Source organism: Streptomyces sp. NPDC090994 (assembly GCF_044768905.1).
Taxonomy (GTDB): domain Bacteria; phylum Actinomycetota; class Actinomycetes; order Streptomycetales; family Streptomycetaceae; genus Streptomyces.
This window is the reverse complement of the sequence record NZ_JBIVWS010000006.1, coordinates 398,892-420,848: the sequence shown is the minus strand read 5'-3', so window position 1 is coordinate 420,848 and position 21,957 is coordinate 398,892. Positions and strand designations below refer to the sequence as shown.

Below are 21,957 nucleotides of genomic sequence, written 5' to 3'. Positions count from 1 at the left end.
GGCAGTATCCCAGGCCAAGGCCCCTCCAGAACCGCTTCCTATACAGCAGCGAAGTACAGCAACCACCACGACCCCAACTGACTGTCATCTACCTTAGGCGACCGGCTGACCAGCTGAGCCGACCTCAGCGATCGTCCCGCCCGTAGTTCGCATCTAGGGGCAACGTCACACAACGCCTGCACGGGGCGCCGTTCTCAACCTATGAGCGGCGCCCCACAGGCTTGACTCGGTCATTGGGACTCCACTGACCTTAGGTTCGTCGAAAACGTGTGCACGCCCCAAACTGTCAGGCAAGATCGGGTCGGCGGTAATTAAGCCCAGGGGAGGGCGTGTGAGGGCAAAGAAGAACGAGTGGTTGACGCATGAGTACTTTCGTACGTACCGGATTGCCAATGCAGTGGACACTATCATGCGCGACCCGTTCTCCTATTTGCGTCACCTGGAAGGGCTGACGATAAACAGCGGAATTTACGATTTTCTTCCGCATTGGCAGAAAGATTCCGCCCTTCATGCATTCATCCGCTACGTTGCTGATGAAATCCTGATGAATGATACTGACGGTCCAACACGGGTACCATTCGGTCCTGATCCCCTCTATCCCGATTGGATTCTTCCTGTTGATGCCGCGATGTTGCAATATGGACTCATCGGCGAGCCCTTGTTCTTCATCCCTGACGAGCCTGCCCCTGGGGGTGCCCCTGGCAGTGGAGGCGACTCGCCAGAATCCATCGATCCGCACTATGTCGTTAATGCGTGCTACGACTACCTTTTGAATCTACGATGGACTCAGGTTTACGAAGACCTCATGTCTCGCATTACCGACGAAGTTTTTTATGTGATGTTTCTGAACCGGCGAGCCTTGGCTAATTTGAACCAATTTCTTGCCGGGCATGTCGGGGAGGTCGCTAGTGACGGTTTCGATGCAGACGAAGCGTCATTGACGGACCTCTTTGCGCGTGACGGGGAACTGAAGCGAGTTCACCCCCCGATGTGGGCGCGTAGAGCCGTCTTCTATCGCGATCGCGGTAGATGTACGGCTTGCGGAACAGATTTGTCCGGGCTCATTGATACATTGAACGTTGGCAATTATGACCACATGATGCCGCTTGCGCGAGGCGGATTGAATGACGTGACCAATCTTCAGCTCCTCTGCGAGAACCGTAATGCCAAAAAATCCGACAAAGTTGAGGACCCTAGTAATCGGTATCGTCGCTGGTATTGATCCAGATGGTCAGGGTGGTGTCGATGAAACTGACGGCGAAGCATCGGGCCTGGGCCGTCCCTGGGCCGTCCGAGGCCGACCAACGTTGACAGCCAGCACCCACGGGTGACCACCCCACCCCGCTCTGGCCTGGGGTCCCGCGGATGATCTGCCACACTGGACGTGTTATGCCTGCACCCGGAGATTGCTCATCGCTAGGCATACTCAGCGACGAACTCCGGGCGGTACGTGGCTTGGTAGTCGTCGAGCGCCCGCCGAAGCATGGCGGCCCCACGGGGGACGCCGGCCGCGAGCTGCTCCCAGCCAAGGAAGCTCACATGATCCGGGATGTTGACCAGGCCGGTGACGGCGTCCCAGTTCATGCCGTAGAAGTCCGGGAAGCCCAGCTCTCGCTTCAGAAGCAGGTGCAGGGCGCGCTCGTCGGTCACCTCGCCGACGTCTATGGTGATCATGGCGCCCTGCTTGCACGTGGTTGCACCGTTCTGACATCCACGAGTGACATCAACGACGCCGCAGGCCAGCAGTCTTAGGCGGCCCTGCATGGCCAACGTGGCCCGGTGGCTCCCCGGCAACGCCGAGGAGAGCGGATGCCGCCTCTCAACGTCTCGACAGGAGCCATGCCCAGGACGAGCGGACTCAGCAGAGGCACCTCTGTCCGTCAGGTGCAGGTGACGCGGGTTACAGATCACGCTCCGCTGCCGTTCAGAATGCACCTCAGCACGTGAGCGGACCTGGGCCGAGTACGGCGGGCCGTAGCCATGAGGACGCGGCCCGCCGTACCCTTAAGTTGTCCTGACGTAGAGGGCGTCTACCTAACGAACAGGACGTAGTAGCCCACGGTTACGACGATGGCAGTCGTCGTGATCAGGGACTTCAGGCGGGCGGTCCGGGACTCGTCGGCAATTGCGAACCGGACCGTCTGCCCAACCTGCGTGAACAATTCGCGCACCAGCACCTCCATTGATTATTTAACTCCCGGGTGGAGCTTCTAACCTTCTCCGTAGCGAAACAAGAAAAGCCCGACTTCTAATCACTCCGGCACTAATGCGCCATCGTCGCGAAAAGAAATCAGGCTTGCGATTTCACGATATGGATTTATAAATCTTCGAGCTTTGATTCATCCTCTGGCGGCGTAGAGCCCACCCCCTTGATGCCACAGCTCAAGGTGCGAAGAGATCAAGCACCAGAACTGTATCACAGCCTATGACCTGCAACTTTGCCTACCTGTAGGCAAGTTCGGCACCCCGGACACCCCGCCCCAGGGACTGTTCCCGCTGACTGTAGAAGCGTCAGGCCGTGCCAGTTGCGAAACACACCGTCTACCAGCACCGGACGGGCGAATGGCGCATCGTACCGAGTGCGCGCTGCGGGCTCGGCACGCAGGAGGCTTGGGCGAAGGTACGCAGTGAGTTCGTCGCCGCTTTCACAACTGCCACCGCGGGAGCGTACGAGTGCATCGACGAACTCACCTCGCTCACCTACGGTCAAGCATTGACCACCACATCCCTGGCGGTCTACTTCCCTCACGCGTTCCTGCCGATCTTCTCCGCCGCGCATATCCGATGATTCACCGCCCTGCTGGGAGGTCGGCCCCGTAACGCCTACTCCGCCGGCGTGCCGACCTGGCGGGCCAACCGCGAGCCCTCCTGGAGGCGGGAGGTCGCCGGGTTCCGGCTCAGTGGGCGGGAACCCGGCGGGGTCAGCGGACGTCGACGTAGTCGGCCGGGGATGTGGCGGGGGCTGTGGTGGAGGTGGTGGGGGAGGCGAAGCGCCAGTAGCCGTCCGTGGTTGCCTTTGCCGTGGTTTTCAGGGTGCCGGAGCTGTTGGTGGTGGTCGTCTTGAGCGTCTTGTAGGTGGTGGTGCCCTTCTTGCGGAATTGGAGCTTCACCTTCTGGCCGGAGTAGCCGTGGTAGCCACCGCGTGTCTCCCAGTCCGCGCGGGCGAGTTTGCCGGTGATGGTGAGGGTCTTGCCCTTGGTGACCGGTTCGGGGGCCGCGTTGGCCGTGAGCGTCGCGTCCCGTACGACGGAGGCCGACGTGGCGGCGTGCAGGTCGGCGTGGCCCGTGCCGTCCGCGGACTCGGCCCAGGCGGCGAGTTTCCAGGTGCCGGCGAGGGAGTTGCGGCCCAGGGAGAAGCGCGGGTGGATGTAGGCGAAGTGCGCCTCGCAGGTGGCGGTGGTCGCGCCGGTCTTGGTGCAGGTCGCCGGCCAGGTGCCGTAGAGGACGGCGTCGGGGGTGTCGTACGAGCCCTTGTAGAGGTACATGTCCCCGCTCGCGATGCCCGACGGGTCGGTGGCGGTGAACTTCGCCTTGAAGTCCTGGAGCGGTTCGTCGGTCAGCTCGACCCGCTTGCCCCCGTTGACCACGGCGTGGGAGATACGGGTCGCCCCCGCCGTCTCGTCGCCGTGGGGTGCCGGACCCGCGAACGCCCTGGTGATGACGCGGCTGAGGCGGCCGCCCTGGTCGTCGGCGGCGGTGACGCGCAGGGAGACGAAGGAGGCGGTGGCGGGGAGGTCGAGCGTCGCCGAGCCGTCCGCCGCGACGTCGAGGTCGGTCCAGGTGGCGCCGTCGTCGGTGGAGTAGGCGAGCCCGGTGATCCGGGTGCCGGGCGTCGCCGCGTCCTGGTCGCGGGTGGTCGCGCTCGCCCGGATCTGGACCGGGCCGGTTGTCGCGCGGCCGTAGTCGTCGAGGCCGGGGACGCTCAGTCGGGCGTCGATGAGCGGGAGTTCGCCGACGTCCGCGTAGCTCGAACGGAACGTCCACACGGTGTGGACGTCCGTCGAAAGCCGGGAGTACGGGACACGGCGGTGCACGGTCTGGTCGAGGGTGTACGTCTGCTGCGCCGAAGGCAGGCTGGTCGACGTCAGCCTGTCGTACACGTCGAGGCCGTCGGCCTGGGCGTAGGTGACGCCGTCGGCGGAGGTGAGCTGGTACGCGTAGGTGGCGCGGCTGTCGACCGCCGTGTGGCCGGCCGCGTCGCCGAAGGCGTACGGCTCGGACACCCGGATCTTGCCGGAGTCGCGCTGCGAGCCGCCCCACTGCGAGCGGTGCGGCTGCGAGGGAGCCGCGCCCAGGGTCTCGCCCGCGCTGGTCCCCGCGGGCAGGGTCCGGTCCGGCAGGTCCAGGGTCAGCTCGCCGCTCCCGTAGGACAGCAGCCGGCTGTAGGTGACGCCCGGGGTGGCGTACTCGGTGACCGAACCGGTGACGGGTGCCGCGGAGCCGACGTAGACGCCCGCCGATTCGCCGAGGGCCGGGGCGGTCTGCAGGTAGGCCGTGGTCCGGGTGCCCGGGGCGCGCATCTCCGTGACGGTCCTGGCCAGGGTCGAGGCCCGGACCGTCACCACGGGGGTGGCGGGCACGGTCTTGGTGAAGCTGTGGGTGAGGTCGTAGCGGTAGGGGCTCGGCACGCTCGCCGAGGCGCCCTTCTTGACGAGCACCTCGTGCAGGCGCAGCGAGACGCCGCTGACCGAGAACGGGGTGACGTACACCTTGTCCGTCCCCCCGCCGGCGAAACCCGCCAGGTCGCCGCCCGGCACGCTGATCCACACGGCGGAATCGTCCCGGGTGGCGGTGGTGTCGTCGGTGCGGAGGGCGGTCTCCTTGGCCGCGCGCTGGTCGAAGGTGACCGTCTTGGCAGCGGAACCGACCGTGAAGGTACGGGTGAGCAGGTAGCTCGGCTGCGTCCAGTCCATGTGCAGCGCGACCGAGAAGTAGTCACCCGGCGGCAGCTTCACGGTCGACGAGGCGCCCTCGGTGTCGCTGTCGACGGCGTAGTACGTCCAGGTCTCGCGGTCCCAGACGTAGAACAGCTTGGACTGGACGTCGGCGTGCGTGATGCTCAGCTTGACCGGGTACGTCGACGCGGCGGCGGCGTACGTCGTCCGGAGGGCGCCCCGGGTGTCTTCGGCGCGCGCGGTCGGCCGCAGTTGCGCGGTCGGGCGGTCGGCGGTGGTCTCGCCGGCCGGCCGCACGGACACCGTGCCGTCCAGCGATGCGACGGAGTAGCGGGGCAGGGTGGCGCCCGCCTCGTCCGCCGTCACCCGGATGTCACGTCCGTCGACGACCTCGACGCGCCCGAGGTCCCCCAGCTCGGCGCTCTGCCCGGAGCGGGCCGCCGTGCCCTCCGCGGGCGTGACCGTCCCGGTCGTGACCGTCCCGGTCGTGGCCGGTCCGGCGTCCGACGGGGACGGCGTCGCCGTCGCCGTTCCCGTCGCCGCGGAGGTGAGCAGTGCCGAGGCGGTCAGCACCGCCCCGCACAGTCCCGCCACCGCGTGTCTTCGTATCCGGCTCATACGGACCATGGACGACATCTGTCCCCCCTCTTGGCGTTTTCCCCTGGGATCGTCCCGGGCTCATGCGTCACGGGAGACGATCGGCTCACTTTAAGGGGTGGTACCGACACTGCCGAGGGGGTTCCCGTGCACTGGAGTACACCCACCGGAGTGCACCGGAGTGCCAGGGGTGCGGTCAGACCGTGTCGAGGTCCCGGCGGTTGGTTTCGGGGAGGGCGAGGGCGCACAGGAGGGAGAGGAGGGCCATGGCGCTCATGAACCAACCGCCCACGGAGGCGCTGTAGTTCTCCGCCAGCGCGGTGACGATCAGCGGGGCCGCGGCGCCGCCGAGTACGCCGCCGAGGTTGTAGGAGAAGCCGGCGCCGGAGTAGCGCATGCGGGTGCCGAAGAGTTCGGGCAGGTAGGCGCCGGCCGGGCCGTAGATGATGCCCATGCAGAGCAGGGCGCCGCTCAGGGCGACGGCGATGAGGGCGTAGTCGCCGGTGTCGAGCAGGGGGAAGAGGACGGCACCCCAGACGACGCCGAAGGCCGCGCCGCCGATGATGAGCCGGCGGCGGCCGACCCGGTCCGACCAGCGGGCGACGAGGTAGGTGGAGACGCCGAGGACCGCCACGGCGACGAGGGTCAGCAGCAGCATGTCGTTCTTGGGGATGCCGAGGTCGTCGGTGGTGTAGGTCATGCAGTAGGTGGCCGCCGTGTAGAACATCACATACACGACGGTGATCACCCCGGCGCCGAGCAGCATCTCCCGGGGGTGCTTGCGGAACGCCTCCACCAGCGGTGCCTTGGCCGTCTCGCGCTGGGCGGTGACCTTCGCGAAGGCGGGTGTCTCGGCGATCTTGAGGCGGATCACCAGGCCCACGGCGACGAGGGCGAAGGAGATCAGGAACGGGATGCGCCAGCCCCAGCTGTCGAAGGCGTCGTCGTCCAGGAGCGACGACATGACCAGGAAGGTGAGGGTGGCGGCGAAGTAGCCGACGGGGGAGCCCATTTGGGGAGCGGCGGCGTACAGGCCCCGCTTCTCCTTCGGGGCGTGTTCGACGGCGAGGAGGGCGGCGCCGCCCCACTCGCCGCCCAGGCCGAGGCCCTGGACGACGCGCAGCAGCACCAGCAGGACCGGTGCCGCGACGCCCAGGGTGTCGTAGCCGGGCAGCAGGCCGATCAGGCCGGTGGACAGGCCCATCATCAGCAAGGAGACGATCAGGACGGCCTTGCGGCCGACCCGGTCGCCGAAGTGGCCGAAGACGGCGGCGCCGAGGGGACGGGCGGCGAAACCGACCGCGAACGTGGACAGGGTGGCCAGGGTGCCCGCGGTCTCGGAGAGTTCGGGGAAGAAGGCGTCGTTGAGGACGAGGGCGGCGGCGGTCCCGTAGATGTAGTAGTCGTAGAACTCGATGGCCGTGCCGATGAAGCTGGCGGTGGCGATGCGGCGCATGGCGGTCGGGGGTGTGGCGGGGGCGGGTGCGGGTGCGGGGGTGGTGGCGGGCGCGGAACCGGGGGCGGGGGCCGGGTCGGGGGCGGATTCCGGGTTGGGGGCGGTGGCCGGGTCCGGGGCGGTGGCCGGGTCCGGGGCGGTGGCCGGGTCCGGGGTGATGCCGGGCTGCGGGGTGCCGGGGGGCACGGATGAAGGCATGGCTGGCCTCCGGAGGGAGCGGTGCGGGACAGGGACGCCGTCGCGGAACGCGAACAGGGTGTGAACCTAAGCCGACCGGTGGGTCCCGCCTCTTGTCCGCCCGGACAGTGCTCGGGCCGCCGGTGTGTCCGTCCCGACAATGCCCCCGGCCCTCCCGGCAACGCTGCCTGCCTTCCTGGCGACGCCGGGCGTACCTGGCTAGACCTCGGGGAACGCCGTGTCGGTGTGGTCCCGGGCGTTCAGGTCCAGGCGGAGCTGGAGGGTGGCGGCCAGCCGGTGTTCGGGGTCGGCCAGGTCGAGCCCGGTCAGCGCCACCGCTCGGCGGACGCGGTACCGCAGGGTGTTGGGGTGGACGTTGAGCCGTCCGGCCACCGCGGTGACGTCGCCGAAGCCGTCGAGGTAGAGCAGCAGGGAGCGGGCCAGGTCGGTGCCCTGTTCGCGGTCGCGGGCGGCGAGGGCGGCCACCGCGGGGAAGCGGAGCCGTGGTGTCCGGTCGAGCAGGTCCAGGACGTCGTCGACGAGCAGGGCCGGGGCGAGCCGGGTGTGGGTGCCGACGGCTTCCTCGGGGGTGCGGGCGAGCAGGCGCAGGGCGTGGTGGCCGCGGAGTTTGACGGACGGTACGTCGGACAGCCGCTCGGCGCGGCCTGCGACGGCCGCCTGAACGGGGGTGCCGGTCAGGCGGCGCAGCGTGGCCACCAGTTCGCCGGCCCAGCGCACCAGGTGTCCCTCGTCGGCGGGGTCCCGCGGGCCGTCCGCCGTACGGGTCCGCGCGCTCCCCGCGGGCGTCGGCAGGATGGCGTAGAGCTGGCCGCAGGCGTGGACGACCAGGGCGTTCTCCCGGAGGGCGGCGGCGTGTACGGACATGATCCCCGCGGCCTCGGCACGCCGGGTGTCCGCGGCGGGCCGGGCGGTGCCGTCGGCCGGTTCGCGCAGGTCGACGGCGACCACGTCGGCCCCGGCGGCCGGGTCGATGCCGAGGTGGGCCGCGAGGGCGGAGGCTTCGAAACGGCCGGTCAGCAGGGAGTGGCTGAGTTCCTCGCGGGAGGCGAGCCGGGCTCCGGCGTCGCCCTGGAAGTAGTGGTCGACGAGTTGCGTCGCGGCGATCCGGGCGGCGCCGCGCAGCAGGTCAGGGGCCTGCTCGGCCAGTGGCCCGGCGCCCTCCTGCACCCAGATGGTGCCCAGCGGGCGGCGCCCGGCGTTGACCCCGATGACCAGCCGCCGGCGCGCTCCCATCTCCGGCTGCTCCGCCACGACGACCACCTCGCCGCCCTCCCGGACCCGCTGGTACACGCCGAGCCGCCGCAGCAGGGCCAGGTAGGGCTCCGGGCAGCTGCGGCCGAGGATGGAGCGGCGGCGCAGTTCGTCGGCCTCGTCGCCGGAACCGGCGTACGCCATCACGCGGTGCGCGCCGTCCTCGATGCTGACCACGCCCTGGGTGAGCGTCGCCACGGTCTGCGCCAGGGAGAACAGGTCGCCGTCGCGGGCCGCCGCGAACACGCCGGCCGGTGCGGCGAGGGCCGTGCGTATCTCGGCCTCCGCCCGGTCCCAGCGCAGCCCCCGCGGCAGGCCCAGTACGGCGACCCCGGCGTCCTGCGCCGCCGCGCGCACCTCGGGCGGCAGCCCGTCGTCGCCGACCCGCACGGCAACGGCGACGGCGCCCGCGGCCGCGGCCTCCGCCACCGTCGCCGGTGCCTGCGCCGCCCGTGTCCCGACCGCGAGCACCAGGGCGCCGGTCACCCCGTCGAGGGGTTCTCCCGGCTCGGCGATGGCCACGTCACCGATCACGCCGTCGTCGGGGCCGCAGAGGACCGGTCCCGGTGACAGGGCGTCGGCGAGCCGGCGCACCACCGCGCCGACCGTGGCACCGCCGCGGGCGGGGGCGGCGGGCTCGGCGGTTCCCAGGAGGATGTCGTTCACGGGAGCAGAGTAGGCACGCGGCGCCTGGACGGGACGGGACGGGTGCCGGTGCCCGGTCGGTGGGTGACGGCCGGGTACGTGCGGCACGTACCGTACGTGCGGTATATACGGTATGTACAGCCCGTATCCTTACATACCGTACATACGGCCGAAGTCCGCCTAGCCGTAGACCACCGACCACGGGCGCGGGGCGTCGTCCGGGGAGGGCGAGGTGCTGCCGTGTCGTGTCGTCGCCGTGTGGTCGCGGGCCAGGACGTCGGCCGCGAGTTCCGCGAAGCGGCGGGCGGCCGGGTGGGCTCCGCGGCCGATGGGCCAGGCCCCGCCGATGCGCGAGGCGAGGGGGCGGCCGGCCAGCGGGCGCCAGGCGACGCGGGGCTCCTTGCGGGCCATCGGCCCTTGGTCGAAGGCGACCGCGTGGCCCGCCGCCACCATGGCCAGCAGGAACTCGGGGTGGGACGCATGGCGCAGGCGGCCGGGGACGAAGCCCTCGGCGCGGCACACGTCGAGGATGCGGTCGTACCAGCCGGGTGCGTGGGCTCTCGGGAAGAGCACCAGGTCGTGGCCGGACAGCTCGCCGAGCGTCACCTCCGGCGATCGCGCCAGGGGCGAGGGACGGGGCAGGACGACCCCCAGGTCCAGCGAGGTCTCGGGACCGAGCCGGAGTCCGGTGGCGTCGACGGGGTGGTGCACGAGTCCTACGTCCAGCCCGCCGGAGGAGAGCAGCCGCACCTGCTCCTCGGTGGTGACCTCCCGCAGGTCGACCGAGAGCCCCGGAGCGTGGTCCGCGCAGGCGGCCAGCAGGGCGGACAGGACGGCTGCGGTGATGTCGGGCGGTACGCCCACGCGCAGGGTGCCGGTGTCGCCGGCGGCGGCGCGGCGGGCCAGTTCGCGCAGTCGCTTCTCCCGGGCGAGGAGTTCGTGCGCCTCTTCCAGCAGGGCCGCCCCGGCGACGCTCAACCGGACGCCGCGCTGGGAGCGGTCGAACAGCTCCGCGCCGAGGTCCTTCTCCAGCCTCCGTATGGCCTGGCTGAGCGGCGGCTGTGCCATGCCGAGCCGTTCGGCGGCCCGGCTGAAGTGCAGCTCGTCGGCCACGGTGACGAAGAGACGCAGGTGGCGTAGGAGGTCCACGGGCCGGATCGTACGTGAAGCCGCCGCGACCGCCGAGCCGGCGAGGGGCGGGCCGTCGGTGGCTTCCCCGGGTTCAGGGAGAATCGGCGGCATGGGGGGGCAGATGATCGAGGAGCGGATCCGGCGGGTCTTCGCCGGTGCGGGCGCCGAGGGGCAGTTGCACGCCGTGCCCGTACGTCTGGGCGCAGGGGTCCCCGGGGAGACCGGCGTCGAGCCGGAGGCCCATGAGGTCGCCGTGGGGGCCGACGATCTCGTCGTGATCGCCTCGGTCTTCAAGGTGCTGCTGGCGCTGGAATTCGCCCGGCAGGCCGTCGCGGGCCAGCTCGATCCGCGGGAGCGGGTGCGGGTGACCGCGGCCGACCGGCTCGGCGGCTGGGGCACCGCCGGCTGCCTGGACGATGTCGAACTGTCCCTGCGCGACCTGGCCCACTTCGCGCTGTCGGTCAGCGACAACACGGCGGCCGACCTGCTGCTGGCCCGGGTCGGCCTGGACACCGTACGCCTGCTCGCGGAGGAACTCGGACTGGAACGGACCCGGATCGTGGGCGGTCCGCGCGACCTGCTGGAGTCGATGCTCCGGGAGGTCGGCGCGCGCGACGAGCGGGAGTTCGCCGTCCGCTACCCCGCCCTGCCGGAGGACCGCAAGAGACGGCTGGCCGTGCTGGATCCGCACCACACCACGGCGAGCACGCCCCGCGAGATCACCCGGCTGCTCCGGCTCGTCTGGAGCGACGCCGCCGGGCCGCCGGAAGCCTGCGCGCTCGTGCGCGATCTGATGGCACGTCAGGTGTTCCGGCACCGGCTGGTGTCGGGCTTCCCGGACGACGTGACGGTCGCGGCCAAGACCGGGACCCTGCCGGGGCTGCACATGGAGGCGGGCGTGGTCCGCTACCCCGACGGCGCGCACTACGCGGTCGCCGTCTTCGCCCGCACCCGCGACCTGGCCGCCTCCCGCCCCGCGGTGGACGCCGCGATCGGCAGGACCGCCGAGATGGCGGTCGGGTTCCTCCGCGGAGACGGAGGAGGAGAAGGAGAAGGACAAGGAAACGGAGAAGGAGACGGTGACGGTGACGGTGACGGCCGGTGACCGGGGCGCATATGCGTTCACGTATCGCCAGGGCCGTGTTCCGGTCTTGGACGCGCGGTTCCGGTTCCTGTTCTCCTGACGCCATGACCCAGGACACACATGTCACGGGCGGCTCGGGCATGCCCTCCCGCCGCCGGTTCGACCGTCGTACGGTGCTGCGCGGCGCCGCGCTCGGCGCGGCTTCCCCGCTGCTCCCGGCCACCGCCGCCACCGCCTCGGCCGGGGGCGGTGACCGGGGCCGGGGCGGCCCGGGCGCCGGTTCCGTGTCGTTCCGCTGGCTCGGCACCGCCGGCTGGCGCATCGACGTGGGGGAACGGACCGTGCTCTTCGATCCGTACCTCAGCCGCTTCCCCACGGGCCTGTTCGACGGCGCCTTCGACCCGCGCACCCCGCTGCTGTCCCGGCCCACGGCCGTGGACCCGCACATCGGCCGCGCCGAACTCGTGCTGGTCAGCCACTCCCACTGGGACCACCTCGCCGACGTACCCCACATCGCCCAGGCCACCGGCGCCCGCGTCGTCGGCACGGAGACCACGTACCACCTGCTGGTCGCCCTCGGCGTCGACGCGGGGCAGATCTCCGTCGTGAAGGGCGGCGAGGTGCTGGACTTCGGGGGCATCACCGTCGAGGTCGTGCCGAGCCTGCACAGCCGTAACAAGAAGTGCTCCTACCTCGCCCCGGGCACCCTGAACAGCCCGCCCGCGACGCCCCCGAGCACCATCGGGGACCTGCCCGAGGGTGACACCCTCGCCTTCCAGGTCACCGCCGGGACGGCCGGCCCGTCGGCGTTCCTCATGGGGGCCAGCGATTTCTCCGAGCGGGCGGTGCAGGGGCTGCGCCCCGACCTCGCGATGATCGCCGTACCGGCCGGCACCGCGACCCACCGCTACGTCCCCCGGCTCCTGGGCGCGCTGGACCACCCTCGTGTGGCCGTGCCCGTGCACTGGGACAACTTCGAGGTGCCGTACGGCGGTTCCCCCGAACGGGACCCGGCCATGGACCTGGACGCGTTCGTCGCCGAGGTCCAGCGGGTGTCCCCGGCGACCCGGGTCGTCGTCCCGGACTACGGCACGGTGTACGACGGCGACCTGCGCCCGAGGAACTCGGCCACGCCGAGCACGCCGAGCACGCCACGATGAGCCGGCCTGGACAGCGGACGCTCCGTGGGTCATTGACCTGAGAACGCTCTGGGGCCTGGAGCGCGCCCGCGGGCTTCAGCCACGGCGACGGTTCGCCGCGCGCCGTATGCGGTGGCCCGCGGCGAGAGCCACGAGCAGGGCGACGCCGACGGCCGTCGCCGCGCGGCGCGCGGACGCGTCGGCCGTCGGCAGGGCGTCGCGCAGCCGGTCGAAAGCGCTCAGGGGTACGCCCGCGAGTGCGTTGCCGGGTGGCCGTCGGGGAACGGCCGGATGCGGATGGGTGGGGGCGGTGCGTCGCACGGCCTCCCAGACGGCTCCGACCCGGCGCAGTCGGCGGTCGTCCAAGGCGTCGCGCAGGCGGGGCAGGAGTTCGTCCTCCTCGTCCCGGATGTCCTGCCGTACGAGCCGGAACGCTGCCTCGGTCCATTCCTGACGCTCGGCGTCGTCCGCGCTCCTCTCGACCCGGGCGAGCAGGTCGTTGACGGCCTGGTGCTCCTCCTCGACCCGGGTGGTGAGGTCCTCTCCGTCGGGGACGAGGCGCCGGAGCAGGGGCCACAGGACGGTCTCCTCCGCGAAGGCGTGACGGAAGACGAGGTGCGTGAAGTCCCGCCAGATCTGTTCCCGGCGGGTGTCGCGGGCGTCGGCTGCCCGGTAGGCGTTCATCAGCCGGTCGAGTTCGGCGTGATCACGGCGCTGGCGGAGCAGCAGGCTGCCCGGCCCGCCCAGGTCCGCGACGCTCTGCCGGGCGATCGAGACGGTCACGGCGTCTCCCCGGTCCGCTCCGCGTGCGCCTCGGACGGCGGCCGGACTCGGTCCCGGTCCCGGTCCCGGTCCCACTCCGGGGGTACGGCGTGTGCGGCGTGTGCGGCGTGTGCGGCGGTCACCTGCTCCGGCGGACCGGTGACCCGGGTGTTGTGCTCGGACATCGTGATCTCCCTGGGGGCGGTCCGGACCGCTCTGCCCGGCGGCACCCGCCGAGTACCCGACGCCCGCCCGGCCTACCCGGCGCCCAGGGCCACGGCCCGCACCGGCCGGTCGCCGGGACGCGACACGACATCCCTCGCCGGCCGCGTCTGCCTCGGCTCGTCGTGGCCGACGCGCCCCGAGGCGCTCGTCCGGACGGACCACCGCCGGTTTCCGTGCGACGTGCGCTCCGGCCGTTCCGGCCGTCACCGTCCCCTGACCGCGCCGGGCCCTCGTCGAAGGGTGGACTGAGGGCTGAGTTCCGGCCGGCGTGCGGGCGGCGGGAAACCGGTGGGGGCTCCGCGTGCGTCCTGGCGTTCATGGCACAGGGCGGGAGCACCATGGGTGAGGAGCCGACGTGGGCGGAGCTGCTGCTCACCTTCTTCCTCGTAGCGGCCGTCCCCACCGTCGTCGGCGGGGCGGTCGTCGTCTCCCTCGTCGGTCTGACGATGTGGGTGACGGCGCCGCTGCGCAGGCGCAGGCGGGAACGGAAGGCCCGGACGGCACGGGTCCGGTGACCCGGGTGCGGACGACAAGGCGGGGCGGGTGGGTCAGAATTTCCGCAAAGGCCGGTTTCCGCCCCCGCCCGTGAGGGGTCCGACGTGCTCGATGTTCCGTTCTGGCTGTGGGCGGTGTTCGCCGTCACCGTGGTCGTGTCGCTGGCCGTGGACCTGCTGGCGCACCGGCAGGCGCATGTCATCGGGTTCAAGGAGGCCGCCGCCTGGAGCGCGGTGTGGGTCGGCCTCGCCCTCGTCTTCGGCGCGGTCGTCTTCCTGGTGCTCGGCACCACGCCGGGGGTGGAGTACACCACCGCGTGGCTGCTGGAGAAGAGCCTGTCCGTCGACAACCTGTTCGTCTTCGCGCTGATCTTCGCCTACTTCAAGGTGCCGCGCGCCTACCAGCACCGCGTGCTGTTCTTCGGCGTCATGGGCGCGCTGGTGTTCCGGGGCCTCTTCCTGGCCGCCGGTGTGGCCGTGGTCAGCCGGTTCACCGCGGTGCTCTTCGTCTTCGCGGCCATCCTCTTCTACAGCACCTACAAGATCCTCAAGGGCGAGGAGGAGAGCTTCGACCCGGGCCGGAGCATCGCCGTGCGGCTGCTGCGCAAGGCGGTGCCTGTGCGGGACGAGTACGCCGGGATGAAGTTCTTCGTGCGGGAGGCCGGCAAGCGGGTCGCCACTCCGCTGCTCGCCGTCGTGGCCGCGATCGAGGCGGCCGACCTGGTCTTCGCCGTGGACAGCGTGCCCGCCGTCCTCGCGGTCAGCGACGACGCCTTCATCGTCTACACCAGCAACGCGTTCGCCATCCTCGGCCTGCGGGCGCTGTACTTCCTGCTCGCCGGGCTGCTGGACCGGTTCCACTACCTCAGCAAGGGGCTCGCGCTGATCCTGTCGCTCATCGGCGTGAAGCTGATCCTCCAGGCGTCGCACAAGATGTTCAGCAGCAGCATCCCGGAGATCCCGTCGCTCATCAGCCTCGCGGTCATCGCCACGATCCTGGCCGTGTCCGTCGTCCTGAGCCTGTGGCGGCCCGCCCCACGGGACTCCGGTGACCGGCCGCCGGAGGACGGCTGACCCGCACCGTCGGATTCGTAAAATTTATCCCATATTTCGCTTATCGGCGTACCGTGGACCTATGGGTAGAGACAAGCATGCGAACGCGCCGCAGGCCGAGCATGAGTGCCCGGCCTGCCACCACTCCGTCGGCGAAGAGATCAAGCGGCACAAGACGATGGGCGTCTACGTCCCCGTCTGGCGGCCGGGCCACTGCCGAAACCCGAACTGCCCGGAGTACACCCGGGCCTCCGCCCCCGAGCCGCACGGTCACCACGGTCACCGCTGAGCACGACGTACCGGTCGGGGCCGCCCCGGGGCGGACGGCGGGAGCCCGGCAGAGAATCTCCCGCAGACATGTGTGAATGCCTACAAAACAGTCACTCTTCAAGAAAACCGGCTTACCGACGCGTCAGCGTGTGTCGAAGAGGAGCGGCTGATGAGTGACGCAGTGCAAGGCAACGCGACGAGGTTGCAGCAGACCGGAGAGACGGCCAGGGCGGAGGCCTCGGCCACGGCCGGGCAGGCCAAACAGGCCGCGGGCCAGGTCGCGGGTACCGCCGCCGATCAGGCCAGGGCGGTGGCGGGGGAAGCGCAGCGTCAGGCCGGCGTGGTCGCCCAAGACCTGTGGAGCCGCGCCTGGGACGAGGCCGACGCCCAGGCCAAGCGGGCCGCCGGGACGCTGCGCCACTGGGCGGACGACCTGGCGGGAATGGCCGAGAAGGCCGAGAGCGGCTCCCCTGCCCGCAGTCTCGCGACCCAGGCTGCCGACGGCGGTCACCGGGCGGCCGACTACCTGGACCGCCAGGGAGTCGAGGGCGTCATGTCCGAGGTGCAGGACTTCGCCCGCCGTCGCCCCGGCGCCTTCCTCGGCGGCGCGCTGCTGGCGGGGCTGGCCGTCGGACGCCTGGTCAAGGTGGCGGCCAAGGCGGACCAGTCCTCCGGAGACGGACAGCGGACGGCCTCCGGAGACGGGCAGCCGTCGTTCCGCGGTGACGGGCAGCCGTCGTTCTCCGGAACGCCGGGTACGGCGCGGGGCGCCACGCGGAACGTGTCGCAAGGCGCCACACAGGGGCCGCCGGTCGCGCCGCCGTCCGTCGGCACCCCCGCGCGCGAGACGCCGGGCCGTCCGTATCCGGAGGTGTGAGATGGCCTCCATCTCGCCCGACCGCGTCCGCGTCAGGACGCGTGACGACGACAGCTCGGTGGGTGAACTGCTGTCCGCCGTGACGTCGGACGTCCAGACCCTGTTCCGCCAGGAAGTCGAACTGGCCAAGACCGAGGTCCGGCAGGAGGCGACCAAGGCCGGCAAGGCGGCCGGCATGTACGGCGGCGCGGGGTTCGCGGGCTACATGGTGCTGCTGTTCCTGTCGCTGGCCGCCGTGCTGGGACTGGCCAACGTGGTGGACGGGGGCTGGGCCGCGCTGATCGTGGCAGCGGTGTGGGCCGTGGCCGCGGCCGTCCTGTACCAGCGGGGCCGTACCCGGATGCGCACCGTGGCGCCGAAGCCCGAGCAGACCGTCGAATCGATCAAGGAGAACGCGCAATGGGCACGTCACCCGACCAGATGAGGGCCGAGATCAACGCCACTCGGGAGCGGCTGTCCGCGGACGTGGACCAGCTCGCCGACCGGGCCGCCCCACGCCGCGTGGTCCGCCGCCGCGCCAGGAGGATGCGGGGCGCCGTCTCGGGCGTACGTGAACGGGTCATGGGGTCCGCCTACGACACCGCCCACGGGGTCAGGAACAGTGCCCAGTCCGCGGCCGGTTCGCTCCAGGAGGGCACCCACCAGGCGGCCGACACGGCACGCGAGGCGGCCGGAACGGCGCGTGAGGCGGCCGGGACGGCCGGGGAAGCGGTACGGCAGGCGCCCGACCAGGCGATGCGCCGGACCCAGGGCAGTCCGCTGGCCGCCGGTCTGATCTCCTTCGGCCTCGGCATGCTGGTGTCCTCGATGCTGCCCGCCTCCCAGGCGGAGCGGGAGAAGGCCGGCGACCTGATGCAGCGGGGCGGCGAGGCGCTGGAGCCGGTGAAGCAGGCGGCCGCCGACTCCGCGCAGCACCTGAAGGAGAGCGCCAGGGAGGCCACGCAGAGCGCGGCGCAGGAGGTGAAGGACACCGCCGCGGAAGGGGCCCGCGCCACGCAGGACGAAGCGCGCGACCAGTCCGCCCGGGTGACCGGCCAGGCACGCGAGTCGGGCCGGCAGGTCGCCGACGAGGCCAGGCACCGGTCCGGACCGGCCTGAACCCCGTGAGTCCGCGGACTCCGCAGAGCCCGCAGGGTTCGTGGAGTCCGCAGGGTCCGTGGAGTCCGCGGGTCCGTGGAGTCCGTGGAGTCCGCGGGTCCGTGGAGTCCGTGAGTTCGTGAGAACAGGACCGGCCCGAGCTCCGTGGGAGCCGGGCCGGTCCGGTCGCGGTGTCCGGCTGCGGATCAGACGGAGACGCTGACGCCGACGTAGGCGCACTGGCCGACCGTGGCCAGCACCTCGTCCGTGGCGGCCCCGGCCTGCGCCACCACGTCGGCGCCGACGACGACACCGGCCTGCGCGTTCAGGCCGCCGGCGACGTTGTCGAGGTCGGCGTCGGAGATCTCGGCGGTCTCGATCCCGGGGGCGGAGTTCATCATGAAACTTCCCTTCGTATGGGTCATCCACAAGGGGGGTGGCCCCGCTGGAGGCAGCCTGCGGGTCGTGCCGTGGACGCGCGGACCGGTCGCCCGGAACTCCCGCCCGCCCTTCGCGGCGCAGGGATCAAAACACGCCGTGCACCGCCGTATCCAGCCGGCCGGCCCGCACCCCGGCCCGGCCCGGCGGACACGCGGCGGGTCCGTGCAGGCAGGCACACGGCGTGGGGGCACCTTCTCCACATACCGTGCGGTACTCGGACGCGACGTCCACAGTGACCAGGTGCGCGAAGAGGACACTCCGGACCGCTCCGGATGAACGGAGCGTCACCCTTCGGTCACTTGTGGAGATCTCCCGGTGACCGGGCCGGGGTTGCGCTTTCGGTGTGCAAGTTCATGGAACGCCCGTCCGCGACCCCGCCGGTCGACCTCGCCGATCGACCCCGCCGACCGACCCCACCGACCGACCCCACCGACCGACCTCACCGGTCGACCCGGCCGGCCCACCCCACCAACCCGTGTGACGCAGCTCACCCCAGAGGGAAAACCCGCGGCCCGGACCGGGCGTCTAGCGGGTGTGAGAGCAGTCAGGAAGGCACCGGGCGAACCGGACGAGGAACGTCTCGTCCGGCGGGTGGCCAAGGGCGACCGCGCGGCGTTCGAGGAGCTGTACCGGCGCACCGCGCCGTGGCTGGCGGTGCGGTTGCGCCGTCGCTGCGCCGATGAGCAGATCGTCGCCGAGGTCATGCAGGAGACGTACCTGGCGGTGTGGCGCGCGGCGGGCGCGTTCGCGGGCGACGCGGTGGGCGGCACGGCCGTCGGCTGGCTGTGGACGATCGCGGCGCGCCGCCTCGTCGACGCCTTCCGGCGCCGGGCCCACCACGCCGAGCCGCCGTCGGCCGCCGCTCCGGCCGCCGCGGCGCCGGCCGCCGAGGAGGAGGCGCTCGCGGCCACCGTCGGCGGGGACGTCGGGGACGCGCTGCGGCGCCTGGCACCGGAACTCAGAGACGTACTGCAGGCCTTGGTGCTCGACGGGCTGTCCGTCCGGGAGACCGCGGTCCTGCTCGGGCTGCCCGAGGGCACGGTCAAGACCCGTGCCCGCCGGGCCCGGATCGCGATGCGGAAGGCGCTGGTATGAGGGTGGAACACGCGTCGTCGCGGGACCTCGACGCGTACGCGCGCGGCGGCACGGACCTCGCCGCCGACGACGTATGGGCCCTGGAAGCCCATCTGGAAGCGTGCCGGGTCTGCCGTGACCGGCTGTCGGACGCCGTCACGGCCCGGGCGCCGGCCGTGGCGGCCCTGGTCGGCACCGTGTGGTCCGGCCTCGAACCCCGGCTGGCCGCCGTCGCCCCGGCGCCGCGCCGACGGTGGTGGTCGGCGCGGCGGTCGAGCCTGCTGACGCCCGCGATGGTGCCGTGGCTGGCCATGGTCGTGAGCGTGACCGTACTGGCGCTGCTGCTCGACCTGGCCGATGCCGGCACCCGCATCGGCACCGGCACCGGCACCGGCACCGGCACCGGCACGGGTTCCGGCTCCGGCGACGTGTCCCTGGTCCTGCTGCTCGCCCCGGTCCTGCCCGTGCTCGGCGTCGCGGCGTCGTGGTCGCGCGGGCTCGACCCGGCGTACGAGCTGACGGCGTCGGTGCCCAGGGCCGGGCTCCACCTGGTGCTGCGGCGCACCGCGTCCGTGCTCGCCGTGGTCGTCCCCGCCCTGCTGGGCGCCGGCCTGCTGACGGGGGTGCCGGGCGTGACGGCCGCGCAGTGGCTGCTGCCCTGTCTGGCCTTCACGGTGACGACCCTGGCGCTCGGCGGTGTCGTCGGGGTGTCCCGGGCCGCCGCCGCGCTGGTGGCCGTATGGGCCGCCGCGGTCCTCGCGCCGACCCTCGCCGCGAGCCGCGCGACCTTCGTTCTGCAGACGGGCGGCCTGCCGGTGTGGGGGCTGGTCTGCGCGCTCGGCATCGGTGTCGTGATCGCCCGCAGAGGCGCGTACTCCGTGCTGGCAACCCATCGTTGACCCTCGTTGACCCTCGTTGACCCTCGGAAAGGACCACCACATGACGTCCGCGGTGAGCGCGGCCGACCTCGCGCCGACGCCCTACGCCTGGGAGATCCGGGCCACCGGGCTGCGGGTCAGGGCGGGCCGGAAACGGATGGCCGTCGACGGCCTCGACCTGTCGCTGGGCACCGGCGTGCACGGCCTCCTCGGCCCCAACGGGGCGGGCAAGACCACCCTCATCCGCGCGCTGGCGACCGTACTGCGGCCCGCCGGGGGCTCCTTGGAGCTGCTCGGCCGGCCCGTGAGCGGCACGAGCGGCGCGGGCGGCACCGGCGAGCAGCGTGCGCTGCGCCGCCGGATCGGCTATCTGCCGCAGGAGTTCGGGTACTACAAGCGCTTCACCGTGCGCGAGTTCGTCGAGTACATGGCGTGGCTGAAGGAGGTGCCCAAGGCGGAGATCCCGGCTGCGGTGCAACGCGCCGTGGAGCGGGTGGGCCTGGCGGACCGCGCCGATTCCCGGCTGAAGACGCTGTCGGGCGGCATGGTGCGGCGGGTGGGCATCGCCCAGGCCATCGTCAACGATCCGGCGGTCCTGCTGCTGGACGAGCCGACGGCCGGCCTCGACCCGGCGCAGCGGCTGCGCTTCCGCGAGCTGTTGCAGGAGCTGGGCACGGACACCTGTGTGGTCGTCTCGACGCACCTGGTCGAGGATGTCGCCGCCGCCTGCACCGACGTGGTGCTCTTCGCCGAGGGCCGGCTGGTCTTCCAGGGGACCCCGGACCAACTCGCCGCGGCGGGCGGCCCGGAGCACGTGGGCGACAGTCCGCTGGAGCGCGGCTACTCGGCGCTGCTGCTGGCCCCCGAGCGGGAGAGGGGCACCTGGTGACCATCCGTGTCCTGCGCACCGAGCTGCGGCGCTCCGTCGCCCCGTGGGCCGGGGCCGTGGTCCTGACGTCCGCGCTGGCGTTCCTGTACCTCGTCGACGGGGCGTGGTGGCGGGGCAGTGCGGCGTGGACGGCCCAGTGGACGTCCCTGGCCCTGTGGACCCGCGGCCTGCTGTTCTACCTGTGGCCGCTCACCGTGGGGCTCGGGGCGCTGCAGGGCCTGCGCGACCACCGCTGCAGGATGACCGAGCTGCTGACGAGCACCCCGCGGCCCGCCCGGCACCGCGCCGCCGCGCTGACCGGTGCGACGGCCCTCACCCTGGCCGCGGCCTTCGCGCTCCTCGTCCTGGTGGGCGCCGTCCAGGTGATCGCCGGCTCCGGGTACCCGCACCTCGGGTGGCTGCCGGTCTCGCTGGTGGGGGCGCTCTTCCTGGTCGCGGGTGCCGTACTGGGCATGGGCGCCGGGCGGGCCCTGCCGTCCGCGCTCACCCCGCCCGCGCTGGCCATGGGCGCCTTCGTGTTCACCGCCCTCCTCCAGTCGACGCTGGGCCGCACGGAGACGACCACGGCGGACGGGTACCCGGCCACGGAGCCGAACCGGCTCTCCCTGCTGTCACCGGCGGTGCAGGAGGTGCGCGACGTACTCGTCACGCTCTCCGTGCCCGTGCACGTCGGGCAGACGGTCTGGCTGCTCGGCATGGCCGCGACCGGCTTCGCCCTGCTGGTCGCCGCGACCCCGCGCGCCCGGCTGACCGCCCTGGTCCCCGTCGTGGCGGGCGCGGCGCTCGCCCTGCTCGTCCTGCCCTCCGACCCGCGCCGGATGTACGTCGTCGACGAGGCCGCCGCGGAGCTGGTGTGCGACGGCCCGGTGTGTGTCTCCCGGGCGCACCAGGCGCGGCTGGCCGGTCTGGTGGGTCCCGGCGAGGAGGCGCTGCGGCTGCTGCGCGGCGCCCTGGGCGACCGGGCGCCGGTCTCGGTCCGGGAGGACACCGCCGTACTGCCGGACGGCACGGTGCCGCGGTGGTCCCGCACGACCGTGCTGTTCGACTTCGACGACGACGTGGTCGCCGCCGCCTCGACGGACCGGGAGCTGACCCGGGCCCTGGTCGCCAAGGGCATGGTGCCGGGGTGCGCCCCGGCCGGCTGGAGCCGCTTCGGGCGGGAGACGTTCGCGCGGACCGCCGCGGTGGGCTGGGTCCTGGGGGATCTCCGGGCGCTTCCCGGTAGCGGCCCGGCGAGCATGCGCCACGAGGCCGACGCCGAGGCCCGCCCGGTGTGGAAGGAACTCACGGCGCTGCCGCGGGCCGAGCAGCTCTCGCGGATCGAGGCGATGCGCGCCGCCGCGTTCTCCTGCGAGGGCGACGCGTTCGACGCGCTGACCGGTGGTGCGGACCGGTGAGCCGGCTGACGGGGCCCGCGCGGTGGCTGACGCGGTACGCGGGACGGCTGACGCGGTACGCGCGACGGCCAGCCCCGTACACGCGACGGCCAGCCCCGTACACGCGACGGCCGACCCCGTACGC

22 protein-coding genes are annotated in these 21,957 nt (G+C 71.9%); 14 read left to right on the top strand and 8 right to left on the bottom strand.

From position 1 onward, the window contains the following. The first annotated feature begins 331 nt into the window (after positions 1 to 331). Positions 332 to 1,222, top strand: a complete 891-nt coding sequence (locus ACIQR3_RS16960) for an HNH endonuclease (RefSeq protein ID WP_403539243.1) — start codon at positions 332 to 334, stop codon at positions 1,220 to 1,222. Between the two features lie 194 nt (positions 1,223 to 1,416). Here ACIQR3_RS16960 and ACIQR3_RS16955 read toward each other — a convergent pair whose 3' ends face one another. Further along, positions 1,417 to 1,674 carry a barstar family protein gene (locus tag ACIQR3_RS16955; RefSeq protein WP_403539240.1) on the bottom strand — a complete coding sequence of 86 codons (258 nt, stop codon included), beginning with the start codon at positions 1,672 to 1,674 and terminating at the stop codon, positions 1,417 to 1,419. Between the two features lie 844 nt (positions 1,675 to 2,518). Here ACIQR3_RS16955 and ACIQR3_RS16950 point away from each other — a divergent pair. Then, the gene (locus ACIQR3_RS16950; RefSeq protein ID WP_403539238.1) at positions 2,519 to 2,788 is read left to right on the top strand and encodes a hypothetical protein; all 270 of its coding nucleotides are present in this window, start codon (positions 2,519 to 2,521) and stop codon (positions 2,786 to 2,788) included. 133 nt (positions 2,789 to 2,921) lie between these two features. Here the strand turns inward: ACIQR3_RS16950 and ACIQR3_RS16945 are convergent, their stop codons facing one another. The 4 genes from ACIQR3_RS16945 to ACIQR3_RS16930 all read right to left on the bottom strand — a co-directional run bounded on the left by ACIQR3_RS16945 (position 2,922) and on the right by ACIQR3_RS16930 (position 10,191). Further along, on the bottom strand, positions 2,922 to 5,531 hold the full coding sequence (locus ACIQR3_RS16945) for a hypothetical protein (RefSeq protein ID WP_403539235.1): 2,610 nt from the start codon (positions 5,529 to 5,531) through the stop codon (positions 2,922 to 2,924). Positions 5,532 to 5,688: 157 nt separating this feature from the next. Then, a complete protein-coding gene (locus ACIQR3_RS16940) occupies positions 5,689 to 7,146 on the bottom strand; it encodes an MFS transporter (RefSeq protein WP_403539233.1) in 1,458 nt (485 codons plus the stop codon). A gap of 198 nt (positions 7,147 to 7,344) precedes the next feature. Further along, entirely contained in the window at positions 7,345 to 9,063 is a 1,719-nt protein-coding gene (locus tag ACIQR3_RS16935) for a PucR family transcriptional regulator (protein WP_403539230.1), read from the bottom strand. Positions 9,064 to 9,222: 159 nt separating this feature from the next. Next, a complete protein-coding gene (locus ACIQR3_RS16930) occupies positions 9,223 to 10,191 on the bottom strand; it encodes a LysR family transcriptional regulator (RefSeq protein ID WP_403539228.1) in 969 nt (322 codons plus the stop codon). A gap of 103 nt (positions 10,192 to 10,294) precedes the next feature. Between ACIQR3_RS16930 and ACIQR3_RS16925 the strand changes: the two genes are divergently transcribed. Then, positions 10,295 to 11,278, top strand: coding sequence for a serine hydrolase (locus tag ACIQR3_RS16925; RefSeq protein ID WP_403539295.1), 984 nt, complete (start codon positions 10,295 to 10,297; stop codon positions 11,276 to 11,278). An 83-nt stretch (positions 11,279 to 11,361) separates the two neighbouring features. Further along, positions 11,362 to 12,417 (top strand): MBL fold metallo-hydrolase, encoded by a 1,056-nt coding sequence (locus ACIQR3_RS16920; RefSeq protein WP_403539225.1) that lies wholly within the window; start codon positions 11,362 to 11,364, stop codon positions 12,415 to 12,417. Positions 12,418 to 12,492: 75 nt separating this feature from the next. Here the strand turns inward: ACIQR3_RS16920 and ACIQR3_RS16915 are convergent, their stop codons facing one another. Together ACIQR3_RS16915 and ACIQR3_RS16910 are read right to left on the bottom strand one after the other, a co-directional pair. Continuing rightward, complete coding sequence (locus ACIQR3_RS16915; protein ID WP_403539222.1) at positions 12,493 to 13,179, bottom strand: hemerythrin domain-containing protein; 687 nt, start codon at positions 13,177 to 13,179, stop codon at positions 12,493 to 12,495. Further along, positions 13,176 to 13,343: a hypothetical protein gene (locus ACIQR3_RS16910; protein ID WP_403539221.1), complete on the bottom strand. Its 168-nt coding sequence runs from the start codon at positions 13,341 to 13,343 to the stop codon at positions 13,176 to 13,178. The genes ACIQR3_RS16915 and ACIQR3_RS16910 overlap by 4 nt, the downstream gene beginning before the upstream one ends. 378 nt (positions 13,344 to 13,721) lie before the next feature. On the opposite strand from ACIQR3_RS16910, the gene ACIQR3_RS16905 reads away from it, so the two are divergent. The 6 genes from ACIQR3_RS16905 (at position 13,722) to ACIQR3_RS16880 (ending at position 17,175) form a co-directional block, all read left to right on the top strand. Continuing rightward, positions 13,722 to 13,898: a hypothetical protein gene (locus ACIQR3_RS16905; protein ID WP_403539218.1), complete on the top strand. Its 177-nt coding sequence runs from the start codon at positions 13,722 to 13,724 to the stop codon at positions 13,896 to 13,898. 84 nt (positions 13,899 to 13,982) lie between these two features. Continuing rightward, positions 13,983 to 14,951 carry a TerC family protein gene (locus tag ACIQR3_RS16900; RefSeq protein WP_403539215.1) on the top strand — a complete coding sequence of 323 codons (969 nt, stop codon included), beginning with the start codon at positions 13,983 to 13,985 and terminating at the stop codon, positions 14,949 to 14,951. Between the two features lie 61 nt (positions 14,952 to 15,012). Next, positions 15,013 to 15,219 carry a hypothetical protein gene (locus ACIQR3_RS16895; protein ID WP_403539213.1) on the top strand — a complete coding sequence of 69 codons (207 nt, stop codon included), beginning with the start codon at positions 15,013 to 15,015 and terminating at the stop codon, positions 15,217 to 15,219. Between the two features lie 150 nt (positions 15,220 to 15,369). Beyond that, positions 15,370 to 16,077 carry a hypothetical protein gene (locus ACIQR3_RS16890; protein WP_403539211.1) on the top strand — a complete coding sequence of 236 codons (708 nt, stop codon included), beginning with the start codon at positions 15,370 to 15,372 and terminating at the stop codon, positions 16,075 to 16,077. A 1-nt stretch (position 16,078) separates the two neighbouring features. Beyond that, the gene (locus ACIQR3_RS16885) at positions 16,079 to 16,501 is read left to right on the top strand and encodes a phage holin family protein (RefSeq protein ID WP_403539208.1); all 423 of its coding nucleotides are present in this window, start codon (positions 16,079 to 16,081) and stop codon (positions 16,499 to 16,501) included. After that, on the top strand, positions 16,477 to 17,175 hold the full coding sequence (locus ACIQR3_RS16880; RefSeq protein ID WP_403539206.1) for a DUF3618 domain-containing protein: 699 nt from the start codon (positions 16,477 to 16,479) through the stop codon (positions 17,173 to 17,175). Before ACIQR3_RS16885 ends, ACIQR3_RS16880 begins: the two co-directional genes overlap by 25 nt. A gap of 185 nt (positions 17,176 to 17,360) precedes the next feature. On the opposite strand, the gene ACIQR3_RS16875 is transcribed toward ACIQR3_RS16880, so the two are convergent. Continuing rightward, positions 17,361 to 17,555 (bottom strand): hypothetical protein, encoded by a 195-nt coding sequence (locus tag ACIQR3_RS16875; RefSeq protein ID WP_403539204.1) that lies wholly within the window; start codon positions 17,553 to 17,555, stop codon positions 17,361 to 17,363. A 574-nt stretch (positions 17,556 to 18,129) separates the two neighbouring features. Between ACIQR3_RS16875 and ACIQR3_RS16870 the strand changes: the two genes are divergently transcribed. The 4 genes from ACIQR3_RS16870 to ACIQR3_RS16855 are packed head-to-tail and all read left to right on the top strand — an operon-like array spanning position 18,130 to position 21,833. After that, positions 18,130 to 18,690 carry an RNA polymerase sigma factor gene (locus tag ACIQR3_RS16870; protein ID WP_403539202.1) on the top strand — a complete coding sequence of 187 codons (561 nt, stop codon included), beginning with the start codon at positions 18,130 to 18,132 and terminating at the stop codon, positions 18,688 to 18,690. Next, complete coding sequence (locus tag ACIQR3_RS16865; RefSeq protein WP_403539199.1) at positions 18,687 to 19,568, top strand: zf-HC2 domain-containing protein; 882 nt, start codon at positions 18,687 to 18,689, stop codon at positions 19,566 to 19,568. The genes ACIQR3_RS16870 and ACIQR3_RS16865 overlap by 4 nt, the downstream gene beginning before the upstream one ends. A 40-nt stretch (positions 19,569 to 19,608) precedes the next feature. Continuing rightward, positions 19,609 to 20,436, top strand: coding sequence for an ABC transporter ATP-binding protein (locus tag ACIQR3_RS16860; protein WP_403539197.1), 828 nt, complete (start codon positions 19,609 to 19,611; stop codon positions 20,434 to 20,436). Then, complete coding sequence (locus ACIQR3_RS16855) at positions 20,433 to 21,833, top strand: hypothetical protein (RefSeq protein WP_403539194.1); 1,401 nt, start codon at positions 20,433 to 20,435, stop codon at positions 21,831 to 21,833. Before ACIQR3_RS16860 ends, ACIQR3_RS16855 begins: the two co-directional genes overlap by 4 nt. Positions 21,834 to 21,957: the final 124 nt, after the last annotated feature.